The organism is Melioribacteraceae bacterium (assembly GCA_035362835.1).
GTDB lineage: Bacteria > Bacteroidota > Ignavibacteria > Ignavibacteriales > Melioribacteraceae > DSXH01.
The window spans coordinates 1,585,765-1,609,705 of sequence record DAOSDY010000001.1 but is presented as its reverse complement, the minus strand read 5'-3'; the positions used below and the strand labels follow the sequence as shown (position 1 = coordinate 1,609,705).

Below are 23,941 nucleotides of genomic sequence, written 5' to 3'. Positions count from 1 at the left end.
GGAAATGAATTTTAATGAAAAGGTTACTTCTACTTGGTTCAACAGGTTCAATCGGCTCAAACACTCTCGAGTTAGTCCGTAAATTCCCTGACGAGTACCGGATAACCGGATTAACCGTCAATCAGAATATTGAAACGCTTGCCGCTCAGATAAAGGAATTTAATCCCAAAAGCGTTGTTGTAGCAGATATCGAAAAAGCAAAATCCCTTAAGAACCTGATTAACAACCACTGTGAAATTCTCTCGGGTGACGAAGGGATTTTAGAGATCACCCGACGCGGAGATTATGACGTAATCGTTTCAGCTATGGTCGGATTTTCCGGATTAGGACCAACTATTGAAGCAATTAAACTTGGAAAAAGAATTGCCCTTGCAAACAAAGAAACTCTTGTGGTTTCCGGAAAACTTATCATTGAGCTTTGCCGCCAGTACAGTTCCGAGTTAATACCCGTGGATTCCGAACACAGTGCAATTTTTCAATGCCTGACCGGAGAAGATGAATCTTCAATTAAAAAGTTAATTCTTACTGCTTCCGGCGGACCGTTTCTACACAAAAGCAAACAGTATCTAGAAAATGTAACCGTGGAAGATGCATTGAAGCATCCCAACTGGAAAATGGGAAGCAAGATTACAATTGATTCTGCAACTATGATGAATAAAGGTCTGGAAGTGATTGAAGCTTTCTGGCTTTTCAATCTCCCGAAAGACCGGATTGAAGTATTAGTTCATCCTCAATCGGTAATCCATTCCATGGTTGAATTCACGGACGGTTCAATAAAAGCGCAATTAAGTACTCCCGATATGAAACTTCCTATTCTATATGCTTTATCATATCCTTCCCGTTTAGTATACGGTGGTGTTTCCACAGATTTTAAAAAAATAAGCGAGTTGACGTTTTTTGACCCTAATTTTAATAAATTTGAATGCCTGAAACTGGCTTATGATGTAATTGAAGAGGGCGGGACCGCACCATGTATTCTTAACGCTGCTAATGAAGTTGCGGTAGAAAAATTCCTTTCCGGTAAAATTAAATTTCTGCAAATACCGGAAATGGTTAAGGATGCTCTAAATAATATTTCTAAAAGTAAGGAATCAGATTTGGAAGTAATAAAAGAGTGTGATTCGCTTACAAGAAATTATCTTAATAAAAAATATAATTAACAGGAAATAAATGGATTATATAATATATTTTATCATTACTGTAGGTATTCTGGTATTCGTTCATGAGTTCGGACATTTTGCTGCGGCAAAAATGTGTAAGATCCGTGTTGATGCATTTGCAATAGGATTCGGAAAAAGGATTTGTGGATATAACAAGATTGACGGTTTCTCATGGGGAGATCTTCCAAAAGATTGGGATGGAAAAGGGAATACAGATTACCGGTTATGCATCTTCCCGTTAGGAGGATATGTAAAAGTTGCAGGTATGGTTGATGAAAGCATGGATACCAAGTTTATGGAATCCGAACCTCAACCGTGGGAATTCCGTTCAAAACCGACTTACCAAAAGCTTTTCGTTATTACGGCCGGTGTCTTGATGAATCTGCTTCTTACAGTTTCAATTTTCTGGGGAATTAATTTTTTCCAGGGAAAACAGGTTTTTAAATCCACAACTATCAGTAAAATTGAAGAAAATAGTTTCGCTTCCAAAGCCGGTTTCAAATCCTATGATAAAATTATTTCCATCGACGGTATTCCGACAAAAGACTGGGATGAAATAATCGACAACCTTCTTGTAAGCAGTAAGGCTAATGTTACAGTCCAGGTTGAACGAGATGGAATTGAGCAGAAATTTGATGTCTCAAGGAATTTAATTACCGAGGGTTCTCAAAACGGATTTTTCCTTTTCCCATATCCCACTCAACCATTCATACAGGATGTAATGAGTGATTCCCCGGCTGAAGATGCGGGCATAAAACCAGGAGATATTTTCATCTCTATTGACGGCAGCGAACTAAAGGATCGTGAACAGGTTGTTCAATTAATTTCATCGAATAAAGAAAAGAATATTGAGATCATCTTTTTACGCGGCGAGGATACATTAAAAGTAATGATCAATCCCGGTATTGAGGGCAAAATAGGAATTGCTGTTACTGATGCGTACACAGGCGAATTTGAATTCAAGACATACGGATTCTTCGGGGCTCTTACCCACAGCATCGATAATATAGGTCAGTATACAATTCTAACATTCGGAATGCTTAAAAACGTTATTACGGGGAAAATTGCCTTCAACCAGGCATTCGGCGGACCCGTAAAAATTGCTCAATACGCGGCACGCTCTGCGGATACGGGAATAAGTTCGTTTCTGTTTTTCCTTGCAATGCTAAGTCTTTCTCTGGCAATAATTAATATTCTCCCTTTCCCTGCTCTGGACGGCGGACATTTTATAATTATTCTCATTGAAGGAATTTTCAGAAGGGAATTACCTCTCAAAGTCAAGATCGCGATTCAGAACGCCGGCTTTGTATTACTACTTGCTTTAATGGCATTTATAATTTACAGCGACATTATAAGCTTATAAAAACAAAGGGCGGTTATACCGCCCTTTTTTAATTCCCCCCGATAAAACAAAAAAAATTAACTGAGTTTGAACACAATCGGAACAACTACTTCCGCCTTCACTTTTTTTCCTTTAAGCTCGCCCGGTATAAATTTGGTAGCTTTAACCGCTTTAACGGCGGCATCTATCAGAAGTTTATTATCCCCTTTTTCTATTTTTACATCTGTTACATCTCCCTGCTCATTGATTTGAGCCCGGACAAATACTTTCCCTTCAATCTTATCCTTTTTAGCGTCTTCTGGATAAACAACATTCTTGACTATTGCCTGCATACCACCTAAGGGTGTCGGCATTTTATCGAGCTCTTTCTTATCCTGAGCTGAAATAATATTCCCTGATATCATAATAAGAGCAAATACGATTATGAAGATGTTTTTTAGAGTTTTCATAACTCCCCCATTTGTTAGTGGTTCATTTAAGTGCAAAAACTATTGGTATAGAAATCTGTGTTTTAACAGGTTTGCCTTTTTGTCTTCCTGGATTGAATTTGGTTTTCATTACTGCGTCAACAGCCGCAGAATCAAGAGCAGGATGAGCTTTTTTAAGTATTTCCGCTTTAACAACATTCCCGTTTTCATCAACATACGCTTTAACAAAGACTTTGCCCTGTATACCGGCTCTTTTGGCAATTTCCGGGTAAGTAATTTTTTTCTGAATTGCCGCCATTCCGCCAACCGGACCCGGAGATTCATCAACCGCAATAAAGAAATCACTTGGAACGATCTGTTGTTTTGATTCATCCTCTTCGCCAACAGAAACGATTCCCCATTTACTAATAAAACTATACTTAACGGGTTTACCATTTTTATAACCAACCGGAAACTTTTCGTTTTCCAGGATCTTTGCATATTCTTCTGTCATCTTTGCTGTATTTAACTTGAATTCAACAGAATCAGGACCAAGTATTACATCGGCGGGAATCTTATTTATTGGGCGGATTTTCTCTGTATTACCATTTTCGTCAATAAAAATCTCATAGTGGAAATAGAATCTGACCGATGAATTTTTATTTTCGGACTTCAATTCATCAGCATAACTATCAAGTTTTATGTGACTCAAAAGTTTATCGTTTGAAAAGCCCGAGTCTAATTCCGCTATATTAAAGTACTCTACTTCATTTTCATTAAGCACTTCTATTCTCTGTTTTTCACAGCTGACGGTGATTATAATTACGAAGATTAACAAGAAACATTTTTTCATATTACACCTCACAGGTTTGCTTTGACTATAACTGCGTTCTGAATCTCGGACTCAACTTCTACATTCGGAAGACTGTTAATGAGTAAATTAATTGTTTTCTGTTGTTCAATAATTTTTTGAGAAGTATGCTGTAGATCATTCCTGTAATTCCGCAATTCGTTTAACATGACGAGAGACGCAATCAAGAGTATAACAGCCAGAGAATACGAAAGAACCGGAAAGAATCTTTTATACCACAGAGTACCTTCCCTGCGGTTCTTAATATAAGAATAGATTCTGCTTTCGAGCCCGATAGGGAATTCTTCAACACTATTCTGTACAACACTCTTCAGTCTATTCATTTCCTTAAAGTATTCTCTGCATTCTTCATTTCCCGAGAGTTCGGAGAAGAGCAGCGCTTCTTTATTTTTATTTAGTTCACCATCGAAGTAGTGACCGACCATCATTTTTATTTCATCGTGCAGCATTTTTACCTCGTTACGATTCTGGATAATCTCTTTATTAATTTCTGTCTTGTTTTGAAGAGCCGGCTTTTCACAAGGTCTTCATCTATTTTCATAACCTCGGCAATTTCTTTGTAGCTCAGACCGCCGTATTCCTTCAGCAGAAAAATCTCCTTTTGTTCAATCGCAATTTTATTCAATTCGTTCATAACAATTTCCGAAAGCTCTTTCTGTTCATATTCATAATCCACATTGTCGCCTGATTCGATATCTATCTCAGTACTATCCTCGGCTCCGAACTGATCGAGATGGACTTTTTTCCTTCGGTAGAAAGTATAAATCTCGTTTCTCGCAGTACTGAAAAGCCAGTACTGGATGCGGTCTGGATTTCTTATCGACTTCAGATTCTCAAATAATTTAATGAACACGTTTTGAATAATATCTTCGCATGTAAACCTATCGTTAACCATTTTAAGCGAGAAGTTGAAGAGTTGACGCTTGTAACGGTTATAAATAAGCGTGAAATCAATAATATTTTCGAGGGGATTACTCAAAACATTATTTCCGCTTTATATAAAAGATGCTTTAGTTGACGAAATGTTGCCTGAAGATAAATTAATTCAAAGAGGTAAGCACAGTATTTTGAATTACCCAGAGTTGTTCATAATTGCCGGGGTCTTTAGATATTGCGGTTAATTCGTAAAATCTGTTATTATGACCGAATAACACAACCCTGACAATTCTACCCGAATCATCCGAATATTGATATGCATGAAATTGTTTTTTGTCCAGTTCAAAACTCTCTTCATTTAAAAAACCTTTAAATGAATTTCCAAGTCTAGCCCTTACAAAAATCCTGTTGTATTCCGACAGCTTGCTTAATCCATTTTCGCGGATTTCATTTACTGTTTTTTCATCCGGATTAATAACTGTAAAATTTAGCGACTGGGATAAATCATTTTTTATCAACCAGAGATCGATACATTTGCATTCATTATCCTCAGCAGTAAACCAGCCATCCGGAATACTGACTGAAATGTTTGTGTTTTTTGAATATGCTTTTCGGGAAGTTAAAGTGTAGTCAAACTCATATAATGATTTGACTGCGGTTGAACATGAATAGAATATGAGAGGAATCAAAACCAGAGCAAATACTATTTTCATAAAAAAATTGGAACGGGTTATTCTCCGCCTCTTAAAAAGTTAGGTTCTTCAAGTGTAAGTATTAGTGATATACGGTGCGAATCCGGAAGCCGGTCAGATTCCGACTGACTGAAGCGTGCGAACGAATAATCGATCTGAAGCTTGGGTAAATAAATTCCGGCACCCAGAGTAAATTGTTTTACATCGTTATAACCGGCACGTACCGCGAATATATTTTTATAATTGTACTCGAATCCGGTGTGAAGATCGAAACTTACCGGCCCCACGTTAAACATCGAAGCATATTTCCTGTTCTCAAATCTCAAGTCGAGATCGAGCGCGGGTAAAATCCGTCCTCCTAAAAATTCGAAACTGTATGCGGCACCAATCTTTGCGGTGGGGGTTATCAATTCATTTCTGCCTGTACTCCACGCAACAAGAGTTGTTGTAACGTCCTGAATATTCGCACCCAGGTAGAGATTATCAAACGGCATATAAAGAGCGCCTACATCAAAGCCGATTCCTGTAGCTCCATACTCTGCGAGATCGCGCCTGATTATTTTAACGTTAGCACCCCAGTAGAATTTCTCCGAATGTCGCTTTGCAAACGAAAGATAAAGAGCCCAGTCCGTATTGCTGAATTCGGTTATCTTCGAATAGTCGAGACGGTCTGTATGGATATCGAGAATCCCGTCGCCGTTTGCATCGTAAAGGGCATTTCGGGTATCGGGAATTCCGTCTATGCTTAAACGGATCAGACTTACGCCAAAACTCATATCCTTGCCGTAAGGAATTGCTACAGCACCGTAATTATAATTAACCAGGCTACCGAAATGCTCTTCGTGCATTAAGGAGAATTGCGGGTAATTAATGCGTGCTAATCCTGCCGGATTCCAGTATCCCGCTGTAACATCACCTACAACCGCAGTATGCGCCGATCCCATAGCAAGGGCACGGCCTCCGACTCCGATTGCTAAAAATTCACCTGCGTACTTTCCGATAACTGTCTGGGATTGAACGATTGAGAGGGCTAAAAAGAAAAAGGAGAAAAGAAGGATTAACCTTTTCATAAAAAATTTCCTTAGTAAATTAGTTATTGTAGAAATAACTATATATTTCTCCTTTCCTGTGTGCAATATTAATTTTTATCCTGTTTTGATGCAAGACTTAAAATCCTGCCAAAATTTTATTGTCGGAACTAATTAGAATACTTAAGTGACTTAGCCGTTTAATAAGGTTCTCCGGTGCAAAATCACTATAGAAATTGAGACAATAATTAAAACGTCTACTTCTTTTCCGCCTGTTTAGCCACAGCATTAATAGCTGCGTTAATCGCCTCCTGATCACCGAGATAATAATGTTTTACCGGTTTCAGGTTCGTGTCGAGTTCATATACCAGCGGAATTCCCGTTGGAATATTCAGTTCAACAATTTCAGATTCGGGAATATTATCCAGATACTTAACAAGGGCGCGGAGACTGTTTCCGTGAGCGGCAATAATAACCTTCTTACCGCTTTTAATTACCGGAGCAATACTCTGATGCCAGTAAGGAAGAAACCGGTCAACGGTTAGTTTAAGACTTTCCGTGAGCGGAATATCGTTCTTATCCAGTTCAGAGTAACGCGGATCTTTACCGGGATATCTTTCATCCTCAATTTCCAGAGCCGGCGGGGGAACGTCGTAACTTCTGCGCCAGATTTTGACTTTTTCGTTACCGTATTTTTCTGCGGTCTCGGCTTTATTCAATCCCTGGAGAGCGCCGTAATGTCTTTCGTTAAGCCGCCAGTTCTTTATAACCGGGATCCACATCAAATCCATCTCATCGAGTGTAATATCGAGTGTCCGTATCGCTCTTTTCAACACAGAAGTAAATGCGACGTCAAACCTGAATCCTTCCGATTTAAGAGTTTTACCTGCCTGGTGAGCTTCGTTAAGTCCCTTTTCGGATAAGTCGACATCGGTCCATCCGGTAAAAAGATTTAATTTGTTCCATTCGCTTTCGCCATGTCTTAATAATACTACCTTATACATTTCTTTTTCACCATAAATTGTTAGAATGACTTTGTAAATATAGGAAATTTAGAACTTCTCTTTATTTCATTTAATTAGACCAAAACTTATCTTTGCGTAGGGTTGAATATGAAAAACAGATTAATCTATAATTTTTTCAGCGATGACGATTTCCTCAGGATTTCCGGTCAGATTAAAAAATCGGAACTTACCACATCAGGCGAGATCCGAATTTCTATAAGGGAAAAACGGTCAATGCTCGAATTTAAAAAAGAGATTCGTCAGCTCGCCGAGAAGGAATTCAAGCGGCTTGGAATGAATAATACGCGGGATAAGACCGGAATACTTTTATTTCTTCTTTTAGGCGAAAGACAATTCTACATTCTTGCGGATGAAGGTATTAACAGTAAAGTCACAGTCGATACATGGGACATGATCAGAGATGAAATCCAGGAACGTTTCCGAAACGGAAAGTTTGCAGGCGGTATTATTCACGGCATCGAACGCGTGGGAAAAATTCTGGCGGATCATTTCCCAATTAAATCCGACGACAGGAACGAACTCTCTAATAAAGTGATTGTGAATTAAATTGAACTCCGCAGTTAACCACCCTGTAATAAGCATGGATGAAATTGTCCGGCCGACACGTGTAGAGGTCGATTTAGTTCAGCTTACCGAAAATTTCCGGTTGATAAAAAAACACACATCCCCATCTAAAGTGATGGCGGTACTGAAAGCCAATGCTTACGGAAACGGACTTGTCCGTGTGGCGCAGCTGATGCAGGAACTCAATGCGGATTACCTCGGAGTTGCAGTTCTTGAGGAAGGAATTCTTCTCCGGCAGTCGGGTATTGAGCTTCCTGTTCTCGTAATGGGCGGTATGCTAGGCAACCAGATCCCGGTTTTCTTAAAATATGATTTAACTATGACCGCTTCATCAATCGAAAAGTTGAATCAGATTGATCAGGCAGCAGAGCAATTAAAAGTGAAAGCAAGGGTTCATCTAAAAATTGATACCGGGATGGAAAGAATTGGCGTACATTATTATAACGCTGAAAAATTTCTGGAAGCTTCCGTTAAATGCAGGAATGTTTTTGTTGAAGGAATCTATTCTCACTTTGCAAGTTCCGAATCTTCCGATCTATCATATGCCAGACTTCAGCTTGAGCGATTCCTGGAAGTTCTTAATTTCTATAAAAAAAATTCAATTGAAATTTCGCTAAGGCACATCTCTAACTCGGGCGGAATTCTTCAGATGCCGGAAGCAAATCTTGATCTGGTGCGGCCGGGAATATTACTCTACGGTGTTTACCCTTCTAGCGATGTGAAAAGAACGATTACCGTAAAACCTACATTATCCTGGAAATCCCACGTTGTATACTTCAAAGCTATTAAACCGGGCCATCCGGTAAGCTACAACTCTACCTACACACCGGATAGACTGATAAGAGCAGTTACAGTTCCTGTTGGATATGGCGACGGATATTTCCGCAGCATGTCCCGCAAAGCTGAAGTACTTGTCCGCGGAAAACGCTATCCGGTTATTGGATCAATTACAATGGATCAGATAGTGGTTAACATTGCAAACGACAGTGCTTTCAATGGCGACGAGGTTATACTAATTGGAAGCGACGGATCGAATTCCATTACCTGTGAGGAACTTGCCGACTGGGCAGGAACAATCCCCTACGAAATTTTAACAAACATCAATACCCGCGTACCAAGGATTTATAAGTAGGAATGTTGGAATTGTTTGTTCCTTTTAGTAAACTTTTTTCTGTCTTCAATTGTTAACAGTAATTATGAAGCGAAGAAAATTTCTTAAAAATATATCCATAGCAACAACCGGAACATTGCTCGCTCCCCTGTTTTTTCAAACAGATACCAAAGCGAAACCACGAATAAAATTAAACTACAAACCGGAGCCGCACACCTGGGAAAACGATACGGTTACACTTTCCTGGATCGGGCATGCTACCGTCCTTATAAACATTCATGGTAAATGGATTTTAACCGATCCGGTATTGTACGATAATGTGGGTTTATATTTTCTTGGCAACACAATCGGTCCAAGGCGAATGACTCCGCCGGCGTTAGAAATTGATGAGTTCCCCAAGCCGGATATCATTCTCCTATCGCATGCGCACATGGATCATATGGATTATCCCACATTAAAACATTTCGCAAATAAATATCCTGATCAGATAGATGTTGTTACTGCTTACCTCACCAAAGATGTAATTGAAGATCTGCCGTGGAAATCTATCTCCGTAATGGACTGGAATGATGAACTAAAACTTCAGGAGATTCGATTCAGAGCTTTGGAAGTAAAACATTTCGGATGGCGATTTCCGTGGGAGAAGGACCGTTCTCGCGGTTATATGAAGGACGGAAGAAGTTTCAATGCCTATGTAATAGATTACGGCGGATCGAAAATTCTCTTCGGCGGCGACACGGCAATGTCAGATAAATTCAATATCGTTAAGGATGAAAAAATCGATATCGCAATTATGCCGATAGGTGCTTACAATCCATGGCGGAGAAGCCACTGCAACCCGGAGGAAGCTCTGAAAATGGCAAATGATATTGATGCAAAATACTTTATTCCGATCCACACTAAGACTTTCAAGCAGGGATCGGAGCCGTTTAACGAACCGATCGAATGGATGAAACGCGCCGCAGAAAATCTCCCGATAGAAATCGGGATCGATGAAATTGGCCAGACTTTCGTTCTCGGTTAACCGCTTTCTTTTTTCAGCTGTTGAAATAGAATCCCGCCGACTATCATTACCAGCCCAATTATCGAAGAGATAAACAGTTTCTCTTTAAGAACTAGAGCAATAAAAAAGAGAGAGATTACAGGGAAAAGATAAACCATAGTGGAGGTTTTAGCTTTGTTATCGCTGAGCGAAAGCGCTTTAAGCCAAAGGAAAAAAGTGATTCCCATTTCGAACAAACCGATATAAACCGATCCCAGAATATATCCTGTTTTAACCGGACCGAACGAGCCGAATAATAAAATGTAAATACCGGTATAAACCGTTCCGAAAAAGAACGATCCGAAAAGTTTTACCGACTCCTCCCTTTTATCGAGCAGATTAAGAATCCAGAAGGAAGCCCAGATAAATGAGCTGCTAAGCGCAAGAAGTACTCCGTATAAATTATGAAAATGGAGATTCAGTAAATTCCCCCGTGTTGCAATTACTACAACCCCCGCAAAGGAAATTAAAAGTCCAATTACTGTTCTTACGGAGAGTTTCTGTTTAAGAAAAAGAGCCGAGAAGATCGAAATGATTAAAGGCCAGGTAAGGTTTATCGGCTGTGCTTCCTGTGCCGGCAGAACCGAATATGCTTCGAACAGAATCAGGTAATAAACAAAAGGATTAATTAAACCGAGCACCGTATTATTTTTAAGATGATGCTTGCTAAAGAACTGCTTCAATTCCTCCGGGGAATTTTTATACGCCAGCGGAAAGAGGACCAGAACACTCGTCAGGGATGAGTAGAATAATAGCTGGGAATTGCTCATGCCCTCAAGTATCAATTTGAATGCGGTTGCAACTGTAGACCAGAATAAAATTGCACCCGAGGCATAGAGGATCGATTTCTTTTTATCAGTCATTGTTTTCAAAAATCTTCTCCGATAAATTAATCTATTCACACCCTAAAAAAGAAATTAAAATTGGGGAAAGTCGATTTAATTTTAGGACTAAATACTTTATTTTACTTCCGGGATTTGACTGTCATTTAAACACGAGAAAGAAACCATAAAATATAATTCCCGGATCAGTATGCTTGTTATAAATTAAACAGATCTGTTCTGTTGGAAGAAAAATCAGAATTTGAGTTAAAAAAAACAGAGGTAGAAAATGTTCAAATCAAAAACTTATATTCAGAGAAGAGCGGAATTAAAGAAGAAAGTCAGGAACGGAATTATCCTTTTTCTCGGCAATAACGAAGCCCCGATGAACTACACCGACAACACTTATCACTTCAGGCAGGACAGTACATTTCTTTATTATTTCGGACTGGACCGCGCGCAGCTTTCGGCGATTATCGATGTGGATGAGAATAAAGAAATTGTCTTCGGCGACGATTTTACGATCGATCATATAGTCTGGATGGGCCCTCAGCCAACAATTAAAGAGGAAGCGGCTAAATGCGGTGTTAAGATAACAAAACCGCTGAGCGAACTTGCAGCAATCTGCGCCGATGCTGTAAGGCGGGGAAGGAAAATTCATTTTGTTCCTCAATACAGGTACGACAATATCTTTACCATTCACAAACTGCTCGGTATTGCGCCCGGAAGAGTAAATGATTACACCTCGATGGTTCTTATTAAAGCAATAGCAGAACAGCGACTCGTTAAATCCGCCGAGGAAATAGCTGAAATAGAAAAAGCTATCGGCATTGCATACGAGATGCATACGGCTGCAATGCGTTTTACAAAACCGGGTATGTATGAAAAAGAAGTTGCCGGTTTTATAGAAGGCCTTGCCTTATCTCTCGGAAGCGGACTTGCATTCCCGCCGATCTTTTCAAGGAATGTTCAGACTCTTCACAATCATTATTACGGCAACAAATTGAAAGATGGTGATCTTGTAGTAAACGATTCCGGTGCAGAAGCCGCTTCTCATTATACAAGCGATATAACCAGGACTTTTCCTGTTAACGGTAAATTCACTCCCGTTCAGAAATTTATCTATGAGATTGTTCTTGCAGCAAATATGACTGCTATTGAAAGCATTAAACCGAAGCAGAATTATAAATCAATACATCTTAAATCAGCGGAAGTAATAACCGAGGGGTTAAAAGCACTCGGTATAATGAAAGGAAATACAAAAGATGCTGTTGAAGCAGGCGCACACGCTCTTTTCTTCCCTCATGGCCTCGGTCATTTAATGGGTCTAGATGTTCATGATATGGAAAATTACGGCGAAAATAATTTCGGTTACGATGAGAAGACTAAAAGAAGCACACAATTCGGTTTAAAATCTCTCCGTTATGCGCGTCCCCTCGTACCTGGAATCGTATTAACAGTTGAACCAGGGATCTATTTTATACCTGAGTTGATCGACAAGTGGGAAGGCGAAAAGAAATTTACCGAGTTTATAAATTACGCTAAAGTAAATCAGTATCGAAAATTCAGCGGTGTAAGAATTGAAGATGATATTGTTGTTACAAAGACCGGATGCCGCGTTCTTGGAAGGCCTATTCCGAAAACTGTTGATGAAGTTGAAGAAGTAGCTTCGGAAAAAGTGTAAGCGCTGTATTCATTACGAAGTGAATTCCCTACCGCGTGGAGGGATTGCCGAAACTTTAATAACAGAGGATCTTTGAATGAGTATTTCCAGAAGCATCCTACTCTGGATGTCGGAAAATAAATTTATGAAAGAGCGGATCCCTAAACTGGGATTTGTCCGTAAAGCCGTTAAAAAATTTATGCCGGGTGAAACAGAAGATGCTGCCCTCGATGCCGCTTCGGAATTTTCAAAACTCGGCATTCCTTCTGTCTTTACAAAGCTTGGTGAAAATATTACCCGGCTTTCAGAGGCAGAGACTGTTCGTGATCATTACCTTCATTTGATCGATAAAATTGCGGAGCGCAAGCTCGACATTGAAATATCAGTTAAACTCACGCAGCTCGGATTCGATCTTTCCGAAGAGGAGACCTACAGCAACTTCATCGCTATTGTCAAGAAGGCCGGGGAAAAACTCGGCAACTCGGTATTTATCGATATGGAGAGCAGTCTTTACACTCAGCGCACAATCGATTTTTATAATAAGTGTAAGAAAGAATTCGGCAACATTGGCATCTGCATTCAGGCATATTTGTACAGAACCGGGAACGATATTCAATGGCTGCTGGGCATCGATCCGGAAATAAGAATAGTAAAAGGTGCTTATAAGGAACCGACAGAAATAGTGTTTAAGAAAAAATCCAACGTTGACGAAAACTTCTTTGTATGCGCAAGTAGATTGATGACTGAAACCGGGAATAAAAAAGTACGCCCCGTATTCGCCACACATGATGAAAAACTGATAAGAAGAATTAATGATGAAGCCGGTCTGATTGGAATAGATAAAAGCAAATACGAATTCCAAATGCTCTATGGTATTAAAACAAATCTACAGAAGAAACTTGCTGAGGAAGGATACAAATTCCGTGTTTTGATTGCCTACGGCGAATCGTGGTTTCCGTGGTATATGAGACGCCTGGCGGAGCGTCCGGCAAACATCTGGTTTGTATTAAAAAATATTTTTTAGAGATCTGAAGGTCAAATGAAAAAACTAAAAGGAATTATGCCCCCTATAACCACTCCGTTTGTAAACGGGGAACTTGCCGCCGATAAACTCCAACTCAATATTAATAAGTGGAATAAAACCGGATTAAGCGGTTATGTGGTTATGGGTTCCAACGGTGAATCGGTTTTTCTCACACGCGAGGAAAAACTTATACTAGTTGAAACCACAAAAAAATTTGCTTCACCCGATAAACTGATAATTGCCGGAACCGGAAGCGACTCAATTAAAGAAACTATTTCGCTGTCGAACGAATCTGCCGATAGAGGTGCAGACTACGCACTTATATTAACCCCCTCTTTCTATAAACCCGAGATGAAACATAATGCCTTCATTAAATATTTTATGTCAGTTGCCGACTCCGTAAAAATACCGGTGATTATTTACAATGTTACAAAGTTTACGGGTGTAGACATAGAGGCTGAGACGGTAGCGAAATTATCGGCACATCCGAATATTTTTGGGATAAAGAACAGTTCTGAAAACGTAAGGCAGAATAATGAATTCGTCTCACAATCTCATAAAGACTTTGCCCTGCTTGTAGGTACCGCCTCAATGCTCTATTCCGGTTTTACCGCAGGTGCGGTTGGCGGAATACTTGCCCTTGCCAACATAGCTCCGGAGGAATGTATCAGAATTCATGAGCTTACGGAAAAAGGTGATTTAAAGGAAGCGCTCGATTTGCAGAACAGAATGATTCCAGTTAACAAAGCTGTTACAGCGAAATACGGTGTGCCCGGCTTAAAATACGCTATGGATTTAACCGGTTATTACGGCGGAGAACCGAGATCCCCTCTTTCACCGTTGAATGATACCGGAAAGGAGGATATAAGACAGATTCTTACTGCAGCCGGATTGATCTGATTTGTAATAAAAATAAAATAAATCGGTGAAAACATGAAAGGATTCAAAGCTGCGTTCTTCTTTTTCCTAATTTCTTTTTCATTCTCATTTGCTCAGTCACATCTGATTAACGCCCCGGTTGAAAGAGAAAAACTACTGATGGATTTTAATTGGAGATTTCATTTCGGAAATTCCGAAGATTATCAGAAAGACTTTAACTACGGATTGGAAGAACCGTTTGCCAAATCGGGTGCCGGCAACAGTGTCCTGAGAACTGATTTTGTGGATACTTCCTGGCGCAAACTTGATCTGCCTCATGACTGGGCTGTGGAGCTGAATTTCGAGAACAGGGTTCACGACGATCAGGTGGTTTCGCACGGTTACAAACCGATCGGGAAAAAATTTCCTGAGACAAGCATCGGCTGGTACAGAAAAACATTCACAATTCCCTCAGGTGAAAAAGGAAAACGATTTACGATTAAATTCGACGGAGTTTTCCGCGATTCTCACGTCTGGTTCAACGGCCATCTGCTCGGCAGAAATTTAAGCGGCTACAGCGAGTTCAGCTACGATATTACTGATTATATTAATTACGATAGAACGAATGCACTGGTCGTAAGAGTGGATGCAACTTTTTATGAAGGATGGTTCTATGAAGGTGCCGGAATCTACCGACACGTGTGGATGATAAAAACCAATCCTCTCCACATTCCCCTTTACGGAACATATGTAAGAACCGAAGTAAAGAAAGGGAACGCCGACATAATTATTGAAACAGATTTGAAAAATCAATTTTCAACCGGTCAGAAATTCACCCTTCATTCACTGATAATGGATGATAAGAATAATATTGTCGGAAAAAATTCAACACGTGTTGATTTAAATCTCTTCGATCAGAATAAGATCAAAGAAAGCATTAGCCTGAAAAATCCCTCCCTCTGGTCAATTGAAACGCCCTCACTTTATAAACTGATTTCAATTATTGAAAAGAACGGGAAAGTAATCGACAGAATCGAAACAAATTTCGGAATACGGACCATTTCTTTCGATAAAGACAAAGGATTTTTTCTTAACGGTAAGCATGTGAAAATAAAAGGTGTTTGCTGCCATCAGGATCACGCAGGAGTAGGTTCGGCACTGCCCGACAGACTACAGTATTACCGGGTTGAGCTGTTAAAAGAGATGGGATGCAACGCCTACCGCGCAAGTCATAATCCGCCGACAAACGAATTACTTGAGGCATGCGATAAACTCGGGATGCTTGTTCTCGACGAGAACAGGTTGATGGGAAGCAGTCCGGAATTCATGCAGCAGTTCGAAACATTAATCCTTCGAGACCGTAATCATCCGTCGATAATCGCATGGTGTTTGGGAAACGAGGAATGGGTTGTTCAGACAACCGAGATCGGAAAAAATATTGCGCTTTCACTGATGCAGACACAGCAGAGACTTGATCCTTCGAGACTCTCCACTTATGCAGCAAATACTCCGAAGTATGAAGGTGTTAACAGCGTTATCGATCTGCGCGGTTTTAATTATATGAACAACTGCAATATCGATAACTACAGAAGCGAACATCCCGAACAGATTCTCTGGGGAACAGAAGAGGCAAGCACCCTTTGTACTCGCGGCGTCTACTCGAATATTCCCGAAGAAGGATTTATGGCGGATTATGATACCAATGCCCCGCCATGGGGATCAACCGCGGAGGTCTTCTGGAAATTTTACGACGAAAGAGAATGGCTGGCCGGCGGATTCGTATGGACAGGTTTCGATTACCGTGGTGAACCTACTCCTTATAAGTGGCCCTGCATCAATTCACATTTCGGAATAATGGATGTCTGCGGATTCCCTAAGAATGTTTATTACTATTATCAATCCTGGTGGAGCGATAAAGATGTCCTTCACATTTTTCCCCACTGGAACTGGAACGGCAGAACCGGAGAAACCATTAATGTATGGTGCTATTCCAACTGCGAAAGCGTTGAACTTTTACTCAACGGCAGAAGTCTCGGCAAAAAAGATGTCCCGAAGAATTCGCATCTCGAATGGAATGTTACTTATGAACCCGGAACTCTCGAAGCAATTGGTATTAAAAACGGTAAAACGATCACAAAAAAAATAATTACTACGGGTGAAACATATACAGTCTTATTGACTCCCGATAGAAAAACAATTAATGCGGACGGAGAGGACATTTCTGTAATTAATATATCAGCGGTTGATAAGGACGGCAACGAAGTACCTACAGCTAATGAATCGCTTATTTTCGAAATAACAGGTAACGGGAAAATTATTGGTGTTGGAAACGGGAATCCGAGCAGTCACGAAGCGGATAAATTCCTCAACGGGAAATATAAAAGGAGTTTATTCAACGGTAAATGTCAGGTTATTGTACAATCTACAAAAAGTGCCGGAGAAATAGTTTTAACAGCCCGTTCGGAAGGATTAAAATCTGCTTCGGTAGTAGTTAATTTTAAGTCAGCGGTATTGCGTCCGGTATTCAATTAAAAAATTTTTATTGATAAGGAATAACTGATGGAACATTCATTTACACCGTTAAACAGAATTTTAATGGGGCCCGGCCCTTCAAACGTCAATCCAAAAGTCCTGAAAGCATTATCGAAACCCGCGCTCGGTCATCTCGATCCGCAGTTCATCGGCTTGATGGATGATATAAAAGGATTGTTAAGATATACATTCCAAACCGGAAACGAAGAAACGTTTGTATTATCCGGTCCGGGATCGCTCGGCATGGAGGCATGCCTGGTAAACCTGATAGAACCGGGTGATAAAGTTATTGTCTGCGTTGGCGGTTACTTCGCTAACAGAATAACACAGATAGTTGAAAAAATCGGCGGACATGTTCGGATAGTTAAGGAAACCTGGGGCCGCGCAATTGATCCTCAGAAACTTGAGGAATCATTGAAACTGAATCCTGATACAAAGGTTGTTGCATTTGTTCATGCCGAAACATCAACCGGCGCTTTATCGGATATAAAAACACTCTCAGAAATTGCACACAGGTATGGAGCCCTTGTTGTTGCTGATACCGTAACTTCGCTTGGAGCAGTTGAAGTTCAGATTGATAAATGGAAGATCGACGCTGCGTATTCATGTTCTCAAAAAGGATTATCGTGCGTTGCCGGAATGTCGCCGGTTACTTTCAGCCCTCAAGCCGTGGAGCGGATTACGAATAGAAAGATACCGGTCCAAAGCTGGTTCAACGACCTGAATCTTCTCTTAGCTTACTGGAACGGGCCGGGTAAAAGAGCATATCACCATACAGCACCGAGCAATCAGTTCTACGGTCTTCATGAAGCTCTTCTTCTTCTTAAAGAGGAAGGGATCGAAAACTCGTGGAGGCGTCATAAAGAAAACAGTGTAAAACTGATTTTGAAATTAAAGGAGCTGGGTCTTGAACCCCTAGTTCCTGATAATGAAAGAATCCCGAATCTTCTAACAATAAAAATTCCTGATGGTATTGATGAAGCCGTTATTAGAACCAACCTTCTAAATAAATTCAATATCGAAATAGGGGCGGGGCTCGGTGAACTGGCAGGGAAGGTATGGCGCATCGGATTAATGGGTTATAATTCAAATGAAAAGATGATCGACCTTTTTATTCATTCCCTCAAAGAGGTACTTCACAAAAAAGGTTAAACAGCCCGAATTAAAAATTTCCTAACATTGTGCAGAATTACCTCGAATAATGCCGGATTTATAAATTTCCTCTTAATAATCCGGCTTCGATTTTTTGGTTTCGCACCGGTTATTTTTCCTAATTTTACCTACCTAAAAAACCGATTTATTGCAAACAGAAAAAAGGATCAGATATGGCAAACGCAATCTTCAATGTACCATTACCACCGAACGAACCAGTAAAAAATTATGCACCGGGATCTCCCGAAAAGGCAGCGCTCAAATCAAAATTGGATGAATTGGCTAATCAGCAGATCGATATTCCGATTATTATCGGCGGAAAGGAAATCAGAACCGGCGATACCGACAATTGTGTAATGCCTCACGACCACAAACATGTGCTCGCCAAATATCATAAGGTTGGAGAGAAAGAAGTTAAAATGGCAATCGACTCGGCAATGGAAGCTCATAAAGCCTGGTCGAGAATGGACTGGCAGGATCGAGTATCAGTATTTCTTAAAGCAGCTGATCTTCTTGCATTAACAGAATGGAGATATATTCTAAATGCCTCTACAATGCTGGGTCAGAGCAAGAATCCATTCCAGGCGGAAATTGATTCGGCGGCAGAGCTTGCCGACTTCTTCCGGTTCAACTCGTATTACGCAATGCAGATATATCAGCAGCAGCCGATCCACTCTCCTTTCGGAATGTGGAACAGATCCGAATACCGTCCGCTCGAAGGATTCATTTTCGCAGTTGCGCCGTTCAACTTTACTTCGATAACAGGCAACCTGCCAACAGCTCCAGCAATAATGGGAAATGTTTCTCTATTGAAACCGGCTTCAAGTTCAGTTTACTCTGCATACTGGATTATGAAATTACTTGAAGCAGCAGGGCTCCCGGCCGGAGTAATTAATTTTGTCCCCGGTTCAGGTTCTAAGGTTGGCAATCCGGTAATGGATTCAGAGTATTTCGGAGGAATTCACTTTACCGGTTCAACTCCTACATTCCAATCGATGTGGAGAACAGCGGCAAACAATCTACCGAAGTATAAATCGTACCCCCGTATTGTTGGGGAAACAGGAGGTAAGGATTTTATCTTCGCTCATTCAAGTGCCGATATTACAGCTCTGGGTGTTGCTCTTATCCGCGGTGCTTTTGAGTATCAGGGACAGAAATGTTCTGCGGCATCACGTGCATATATTCCTAAATCGATCTGGCCCAAACTGAAAGAATATGTTCTCGCCGAGATGAAAACAATTAAGATGGGCGATCCGCGCGACTTCACTAATTTCTTTAACGCTGTTATAGATAAAGGCGCATTCGAAACTATCACCTCCTACATCGATTACGCAAAGAAATCGAACGATGCAAAAATTATTGCCGGCGGAGGATACGACAGCTCGAAAGGATATTTCATTGAGCCGACTATCATTGAAACAACAGATCCTAAATTCAAATCGATGGAAGAGGAAATCTTCGGACCGGTTTTAACACTTTACGTATACGACGATAATAAATATGAAGAGACATTGCAGCTTTGCGATCAAACATCCCCATTCTCCTTAACCGGTGCAATTTTTGCACAGGACAGATATGCAGTTGAAAAAGCCGATAAAGCTCTTACGCATTCAGCAGGTAATTTCTATATCAACGACAAGCCGACAGGCGCGGTTGTTGGTCAGCAGCCGTTTGGTGGTGCAAGAGCAAGCGGAACCAACGATAAAGCCGGCAGTTATCTTAACCTTATCAGATGGGTCTCGGCTCGTACAATAAAAGAAAACTTTATTCCTCCAAAAGATTACCGATATCCTTTCCTGAGCGAGAAATAAATTGATTCGTGTAAAGAGACGGCTGATTAGGCCGTCTCTTTTTTTCACTGATAAAATCATTTCCAATGGAGATCAAAATGAAACGCTTTCTTAATCTATTCATTCTCCTTTTTGTAATTCACTCACTCACATACTCACAGACAGAATCCGAACTTCTCAAACACCTTAAATCATTAAAAGAGCTGTCGGAAATTACTGCTGTTAGAGTTGATACAACTTATAAAGAGGGATACGAAATTCTTATAACCCAGCCGCTCGATCATAAAAATCCCGCGGGCAAAACTTTTACTCAAAGACTTTTCATATCTCATTCAGATTTTTCAAAACCTATGGTTATTGTAACAGAAGGATATTCGGCTAACAGGAATTATAAGTCGGAGCCTGCACGTCTGTTAGACGCCAACCAGATTATTGTTGAACACCGGTACTTCGGAAAGTCGGTTCCGGGAAAAATCGACTGGCAGTATTTAAATATCGAACAGGCGGCTAATGATCACCACAAAATTGTCCAGCTATTTAAAAAACTATACAAGGGGAAATGGATTAATACCGGGGTTAGTAAGGGAGGTCAGACGACTTTGTATCACCGCTATTTCTTTCCTGAAGACGTTGATGCTTCAATCCCTTATGTAGCACCGGTAAACCTCGCACAGGAGGACCCGAGGATTTATATCTTTTTAAATTCCGTTGGCACCGCGGAATGCAGAGAGAAAATTAAAAATTTTCAGCGGGCATTTTTATCCAAACGCGACGAAGTAAGAACGCTGCTGATGAAAGATGCCGAACAAAATCAGATCCGATTTGCCTGGGATTATGATTTCGTCCTGGAGTATATGACACTTGAATACTCTTTTGCTTTCTGGCAGTGGGGACAAACGAAATGCGAAGATATTCCGGGGCCGGATGCCGGCGCCGAAGAACTCTATAATCATATGAAACAGTCCAATCCTCTCTACTTCTTTACCGAACAGGCAATGAGCGACTTCGGACCATTTTACGTGCAGGCGTATAATCAGGTCGGTTATTACGGTTATGACCTTTCACCTTTCAAAGACCTTCTCACCGAAATAAAAGACGGCTCGAATAAAATGCTTGTGCCCGAAGGCGCAGAGATTAATTTTGACTGCAGTGCGTTGCAGAATGTAAATACATGGCTGCAGAAGCATGCAAACAACATTCTATATATATACGGCGGAAATGATACCTGGAGTGCGACGTCGATACAATTGCTGGGGGAAAATAATTCGGTTAAGATGGTTAAAAAAGGGGGCGCTCACGGTACAAACATCGGAAGTTTTGATGGTGAAGAAAAAGAAATGATCTATTCCACACTGGAAAAATGGCTAGGTGTACAGATTAAACGATAAATTCACCGGGGGCCCTTAACAAAGGATCCCCTCCTTCCAATAAAAACAAGCGCCTCAATATTTCTTTCATTATTTTCTAATAGAAATTTTCCTCTCCTCCATCCAAAAACCAAAATGTGGAGGTGAATTATGAAAGTCCTCGGTTCCTACGAAAAAGCCCGAATCTATATCGAAAAACACTATGAAGCATCCGAAGAAGCCCGACGTCACAGGAGAAGATTAAATCCCGGCCCGGTAATTACAATTTCAAGAGAAACCGGAACCGGAGCCGCAAAAGTCTGCGAGAAACTTGTTGAATACTTAAACAGCCATGCGGTAGACGATTATAACGACTGGACATATTTCGACAGAGACTTCATCGAAAAAGTAATGGAGGATCATAACCTTCCTGATCATTTCCGTAAACATCTATTGGAAGAAAAGCCGGCGAAGATCGATTCATGGTTCGGGGAGATGCTCGGGATCTCTCCGTCAAAATTGTTACTGCTTCATAAAACATCGCAAACTATTATAAGGCTTGCAGAATACGGAAACGTTATAATTGTCGGACGCGGAGCCAATGTTATTCTTTCCCACATGAAGCGTGCATTACATATCCGTCTTGTCGCTCCAATCAATTTCAGGATTGAAACAGCAATTGAGATTTACGATGTGGAGCGTAAAGCCGCTGCCGATTTTATTAAGAAGGAGGATGAGGCAAGGAAGAACTATCTGTGGAAATATTTTCATAAAAACATCGAAGACCCGCATCTCTATCATGCAATTATCAATACTAATCTGCTTCACTTCGAAGAAATTGCAGAGATGATTGGTCATTGTGTAACAAAGCGGTTTCCGAATTTTTTTGCTGAATCAAAATCTGAATTGCCCGGAATAGAATAAGACGCTATTTTTTGCAAAGCATTTCCGGGCGGGATTGTTCGAACTCCTTCTCGAAGGACCGGTATTCATTTTTTAAATATTATTTCGGAGCGTTCTATGTCATCAAAAATCAAGTACTCTATCTTCTTTTTCATTCTATTCATCCTATCCCCCAGCCTTAAAGCGCAGGAGCCAAGGATTGATAAAATCGATTCCTACATTTCACAGGCAATGAAGGATTGGAAAATGCCCGGATTCGCGGTTGCAATTGTAAAAAACGACTCTGTGATTTTTGCGAAAGGATACGGTGTAAAAGATATAAGATCGAACGAACCGGTTGATCAGAATACAAATTTTATGATTGCATCCTGTTCCAAAGCATTTACAACTGCTTCAATCGCGCGGCTCGCAGATCAGGGCAAATTAAAATGGGATGATCCTGTAATTAAACATCTTCCCTATTTTCAGATGTATGACCCGTGGGTTACAAAAGAAATGACAATCCGCGATCTTGTAACACACAGAAGCGGTTTGGCTACATTTAGCGGCGACATACTATGGCTCGGATCGACATACAGCAAAGAAGAGGTTATTAAAAGGGCTCAATTTCTTAAACCCACATCAAGTTTCAGATCGCGCTACGGTTATCAGAATATAATGTACAGCGTTGCCGGCGAAGTTATTGAGGCTGTTTCGGATACCAACTGGCATGATTATGTGAAATACAATTTTTTCAATCCTCTCGGAATGAACCGCAGCGTTACATCAATAAAGGAATTGAAAGAAAAAGGAAATAACGCCTGGCCCCACAGGATAAAAGACGGGAATGTTATTGCATACAACGATTATTATTCGATTGAGACAGTAGCGCCGGCCGGAGCGATTAATTCCAGCGTTCACGATATGGCTCAGTGGATAAGATTACAGTTGAATAAAGGCAAGAACGGCGATAAAAGGATTTTCAGCGAACGGCAGTCGTTTGAAATGTGGGCTAATCATATGTTCCTGGGAAATAACAATTACGGACTTGGCTGGTTCAGTGCTTACAGTAACGGCAAGAGAGTTTTGAATCACGGCGGAGGTATGCCCGGAATGATCTCTGACGTAACGATTATACCTGAAGAAAAACTCGGAATGGTAATTCTGAGCAATCTGGAAACAGGAATGGTAAGCGCAATTAAAAATTATATTGTCGATGTAATGCTCGGAGTTGAACCGAAAGATTATAACAAAACCTCTATGGAGGGGTGGAAGAGAAGGACTGACGCATATGAAAGAGAAAATAAACGAAGAGAAGAGATAAGAGTTAAAGATTCTAAGCCGTCACTCGCTCTCGAAAAATACTGCGGCATATACGAAGACAAAATGTACGGCAGGGCTGAAGTGACTCTGAATGACGGGAAATTGTTCATGCAGTTTATCCCTTCACCGGAGTTCCGCGGCGAATTAAAACATTATCAGTTCGATCAGTTTTATATCGACTGGCAGGATGAATTCCTTACCCGGGGATGGATTAAGTTCGATATGAATTTCAACGGTGAAATAAAGGATTTTACAATTGAAGTCCCTAATTCACCCGATTTTATTTTCACAGAATTATTTTTCGAAAAAGTTAAATAAGTATTCTGGTGTTTGGAAAAAGCCGGGTATGCGTCTGATTCTCCGGCTTTTTTTTGTTCCTGTTCTCTCGCAGGTCCGGCACATTTTCTTCCTTCAAGCCGTCAAATTGTTAAC

Annotated in this window: 22 protein-coding genes; 14 read left to right on the top strand and 8 right to left on the bottom strand. The window is 40.6% G+C overall.

Annotated features, from left to right (window positions below; translation table 11 throughout):
• Window positions 1–14 precede the first annotated feature (14 nt).
• Both PLZ15_06785 and rseP read left to right on the top strand, forming a co-directional pair.
• Window positions 15–1,160, top strand: a complete 1,146-nt coding sequence (locus tag PLZ15_06785) for a 1-deoxy-D-xylulose-5-phosphate reductoisomerase (protein ID HOI29454.1) — start codon at window positions 15–17, stop codon at window positions 1,158–1,160.
• Window positions 1,161–1,170: 10 nt separating this feature from the next.
• Window positions 1,171–2,523, top strand: a complete 1,353-nt coding sequence (gene rseP / locus PLZ15_06780; protein ID HOI29453.1) for an RIP metalloprotease RseP — start codon at window positions 1,171–1,173, stop codon at window positions 2,521–2,523.
• Window positions 2,524–2,579: 56 nt separating this feature from the next.
• Here rseP and PLZ15_06775 read toward each other — a convergent pair whose 3' ends face one another.
• From PLZ15_06775 to gpmA, 7 genes are all read right to left on the bottom strand, one after another.
• Complete coding sequence (locus PLZ15_06775) at window positions 2,580–2,951, bottom strand: energy transducer TonB (GenBank protein ID HOI29452.1); 372 nt, start codon at window positions 2,949–2,951, stop codon at window positions 2,580–2,582.
• Window positions 2,952–2,973: 22 nt separating this feature from the next.
• The gene (locus PLZ15_06770) at window positions 2,974–3,762 is read right to left on the bottom strand and encodes an energy transducer TonB (GenBank protein HOI29451.1); all 789 of its coding nucleotides are present in this window, start codon (window positions 3,760–3,762) and stop codon (window positions 2,974–2,976) included.
• A gap of 8 nt (window positions 3,763–3,770) precedes the next feature.
• Window positions 3,771–4,229, bottom strand: coding sequence for a hypothetical protein (locus PLZ15_06765; protein HOI29450.1), 459 nt, complete (start codon window positions 4,227–4,229; stop codon window positions 3,771–3,773).
• A 2-nt stretch (window positions 4,230–4,231) separates the two neighbouring features.
• Complete coding sequence (locus tag PLZ15_06760) at window positions 4,232–4,759, bottom strand: RNA polymerase sigma factor (GenBank protein ID HOI29449.1); 528 nt, start codon at window positions 4,757–4,759, stop codon at window positions 4,232–4,234.
• Between the two features lie 61 nt (window positions 4,760–4,820).
• The gene (locus tag PLZ15_06755) at window positions 4,821–5,369 is read right to left on the bottom strand and encodes a hypothetical protein (protein HOI29448.1); all 549 of its coding nucleotides are present in this window, start codon (window positions 5,367–5,369) and stop codon (window positions 4,821–4,823) included.
• Window positions 5,370–5,386: 17 nt separating this feature from the next.
• Complete coding sequence (locus PLZ15_06750) at window positions 5,387–6,418, bottom strand: PorV/PorQ family protein (protein HOI29447.1); 1,032 nt, start codon at window positions 6,416–6,418, stop codon at window positions 5,387–5,389.
• Between the two features lie 215 nt (window positions 6,419–6,633).
• Window positions 6,634–7,380 carry a 2,3-diphosphoglycerate-dependent phosphoglycerate mutase gene (gpmA, locus tag PLZ15_06745; protein ID HOI29446.1) on the bottom strand — a complete coding sequence of 249 codons (747 nt, stop codon included), beginning with the start codon at window positions 7,378–7,380 and terminating at the stop codon, window positions 6,634–6,636.
• 108 nt (window positions 7,381–7,488) lie between these two features.
• On the opposite strand from gpmA, the gene PLZ15_06740 reads away from it, so the two are divergent.
• The 3 genes from PLZ15_06740 to PLZ15_06730 all read left to right on the top strand — a co-directional run bounded on the left by PLZ15_06740 (window position 7,489) and on the right by PLZ15_06730 (window position 10,100).
• Window positions 7,489–7,947, top strand: a complete 459-nt coding sequence (locus PLZ15_06740) for a TPM domain-containing protein (protein HOI29445.1) — start codon at window positions 7,489–7,491, stop codon at window positions 7,945–7,947.
• A 1-nt stretch (window position 7,948) separates the two neighbouring features.
• Complete coding sequence (gene alr, locus PLZ15_06735) at window positions 7,949–9,097, top strand: alanine racemase (protein HOI29444.1); 1,149 nt, start codon at window positions 7,949–7,951, stop codon at window positions 9,095–9,097.
• Window positions 9,098–9,161: 64 nt separating this feature from the next.
• Window positions 9,162–10,100, top strand: coding sequence for an MBL fold metallo-hydrolase (locus tag PLZ15_06730; GenBank protein HOI29443.1), 939 nt, complete (start codon window positions 9,162–9,164; stop codon window positions 10,098–10,100).
• On the opposite strand, the gene PLZ15_06725 is transcribed toward PLZ15_06730, so the two are convergent.
• Window positions 10,097–10,981 (bottom strand): DMT family transporter, encoded by an 885-nt coding sequence (locus PLZ15_06725; protein HOI29442.1) that lies wholly within the window; start codon window positions 10,979–10,981, stop codon window positions 10,097–10,099. The genes PLZ15_06730 and PLZ15_06725 overlap by 4 nt on opposite strands.
• A 247-nt stretch (window positions 10,982–11,228) precedes the next feature.
• On the opposite strand from PLZ15_06725, the gene PLZ15_06720 reads away from it, so the two are divergent.
• The 9 genes from PLZ15_06720 (at window position 11,229) to PLZ15_06680 (ending at window position 23,827) form a co-directional block, all read left to right on the top strand.
• Complete coding sequence (locus PLZ15_06720) at window positions 11,229–12,623, top strand: aminopeptidase P family protein (protein ID HOI29441.1); 1,395 nt, start codon at window positions 11,229–11,231, stop codon at window positions 12,621–12,623.
• Between the two features lie 76 nt (window positions 12,624–12,699).
• On the top strand, window positions 12,700–13,626 hold the full coding sequence (locus tag PLZ15_06715; GenBank protein HOI29440.1) for a proline dehydrogenase family protein: 927 nt from the start codon (window positions 12,700–12,702) through the stop codon (window positions 13,624–13,626).
• A 15-nt stretch (window positions 13,627–13,641) separates the two neighbouring features.
• The gene (locus PLZ15_06710; protein ID HOI29439.1) at window positions 13,642–14,526 is read left to right on the top strand and encodes a dihydrodipicolinate synthase family protein; all 885 of its coding nucleotides are present in this window, start codon (window positions 13,642–13,644) and stop codon (window positions 14,524–14,526) included.
• Window positions 14,527–14,559: 33 nt separating this feature from the next.
• Window positions 14,560–17,016: a beta-galactosidase GalA gene (gene galA, locus PLZ15_06705; protein HOI29438.1), complete on the top strand. Its 2,457-nt coding sequence runs from the start codon at window positions 14,560–14,562 to the stop codon at window positions 17,014–17,016.
• Between the two features lie 27 nt (window positions 17,017–17,043).
• Window positions 17,044–18,168 carry an alanine--glyoxylate aminotransferase family protein gene (locus PLZ15_06700; GenBank protein HOI29437.1) on the top strand — a complete coding sequence of 375 codons (1,125 nt, stop codon included), beginning with the start codon at window positions 17,044–17,046 and terminating at the stop codon, window positions 18,166–18,168.
• A 173-nt stretch (window positions 18,169–18,341) separates the two neighbouring features.
• Window positions 18,342–19,979 (top strand): L-glutamate gamma-semialdehyde dehydrogenase, encoded by a 1,638-nt coding sequence (gene pruA / locus PLZ15_06695; GenBank protein HOI29436.1) that lies wholly within the window; start codon window positions 18,342–18,344, stop codon window positions 19,977–19,979.
• Between the two features lie 77 nt (window positions 19,980–20,056).
• Entirely contained in the window at window positions 20,057–21,346 is a 1,290-nt protein-coding gene (locus PLZ15_06690) for a S28 family serine protease (protein HOI29435.1), read from the top strand.
• A gap of 129 nt (window positions 21,347–21,475) precedes the next feature.
• Window positions 21,476–22,228 (top strand): cytidylate kinase-like family protein, encoded by a 753-nt coding sequence (locus PLZ15_06685; GenBank protein HOI29434.1) that lies wholly within the window; start codon window positions 21,476–21,478, stop codon window positions 22,226–22,228.
• A gap of 96 nt (window positions 22,229–22,324) precedes the next feature.
• Window positions 22,325–23,827 carry a serine hydrolase gene (locus tag PLZ15_06680; GenBank protein HOI29433.1) on the top strand — a complete coding sequence of 501 codons (1,503 nt, stop codon included), beginning with the start codon at window positions 22,325–22,327 and terminating at the stop codon, window positions 23,825–23,827.
• Window positions 23,828–23,941 lie beyond the last annotated feature (114 nt).

Bases quoted from the DNA above. Each gene is read 5' to 3' on its own strand.
- PLZ15_06785 (HOI29454.1), top strand. From the start codon at position 15: ATGAAAAGGTTACTTCTACTTGGTTCAACAGGTTCAATCGGCTCAAAC.
- rseP (HOI29453.1), top strand. From the start codon at position 1,171: ATGGATTATATAATATATTTTATCATTACTGTAGGTATTCTGGTATTC.
- PLZ15_06775 (HOI29452.1), bottom strand. From the start codon at position 2,951: ATGAAAACTCTAAAAAACATCTTCATAATCGTATTTGCTCTTATTATG.
- PLZ15_06770 (HOI29451.1), bottom strand. From the start codon at position 3,762: ATGAAAAAATGTTTCTTGTTAATCTTCGTAATTATAATCACCGTCAGC.
- PLZ15_06765 (HOI29450.1), bottom strand. From the start codon at position 4,229: ATGCTGCACGATGAAATAAAAATGATGGTCGGTCACTACTTCGATGGT.
- PLZ15_06755 (HOI29448.1), bottom strand. From the start codon at position 5,369: ATGAAAATAGTATTTGCTCTGGTTTTGATTCCTCTCATATTCTATTCA.
- PLZ15_06750 (HOI29447.1), bottom strand. From the start codon at position 6,418: ATGAAAAGGTTAATCCTTCTTTTCTCCTTTTTCTTTTTAGCCCTCTCA.
- gpmA (HOI29446.1), bottom strand. From the start codon at position 7,380: ATGTATAAGGTAGTATTATTAAGACATGGCGAAAGCGAATGGAACAAA.
- PLZ15_06740 (HOI29445.1), top strand. From the start codon at position 7,489: ATGAAAAACAGATTAATCTATAATTTTTTCAGCGATGACGATTTCCTC.
- PLZ15_06730 (HOI29443.1), top strand. From the start codon at position 9,162: ATGAAGCGAAGAAAATTTCTTAAAAATATATCCATAGCAACAACCGGA.
- PLZ15_06725 (HOI29442.1), bottom strand. From the start codon at position 10,981: ATGACTGATAAAAAGAAATCGATCCTCTATGCCTCGGGTGCAATTTTA.
- PLZ15_06720 (HOI29441.1), top strand. From the start codon at position 11,229: ATGTTCAAATCAAAAACTTATATTCAGAGAAGAGCGGAATTAAAGAAG.
- PLZ15_06715 (HOI29440.1), top strand. From the start codon at position 12,700: ATGAGTATTTCCAGAAGCATCCTACTCTGGATGTCGGAAAATAAATTT.
- PLZ15_06710 (HOI29439.1), top strand. From the start codon at position 13,642: ATGAAAAAACTAAAAGGAATTATGCCCCCTATAACCACTCCGTTTGTA.
- galA (HOI29438.1), top strand. From the start codon at position 14,560: ATGAAAGGATTCAAAGCTGCGTTCTTCTTTTTCCTAATTTCTTTTTCA.
- PLZ15_06700 (HOI29437.1), top strand. From the start codon at position 17,044: ATGGAACATTCATTTACACCGTTAAACAGAATTTTAATGGGGCCCGGC.
- pruA (HOI29436.1), top strand. From the start codon at position 18,342: ATGGCAAACGCAATCTTCAATGTACCATTACCACCGAACGAACCAGTA.
- PLZ15_06690 (HOI29435.1), top strand. From the start codon at position 20,057: ATGAAACGCTTTCTTAATCTATTCATTCTCCTTTTTGTAATTCACTCA.
- PLZ15_06685 (HOI29434.1), top strand. From the start codon at position 21,476: ATGAAAGTCCTCGGTTCCTACGAAAAAGCCCGAATCTATATCGAAAAA.
- PLZ15_06680 (HOI29433.1), top strand. From the start codon at position 22,325: ATGTCATCAAAAATCAAGTACTCTATCTTCTTTTTCATTCTATTCATC.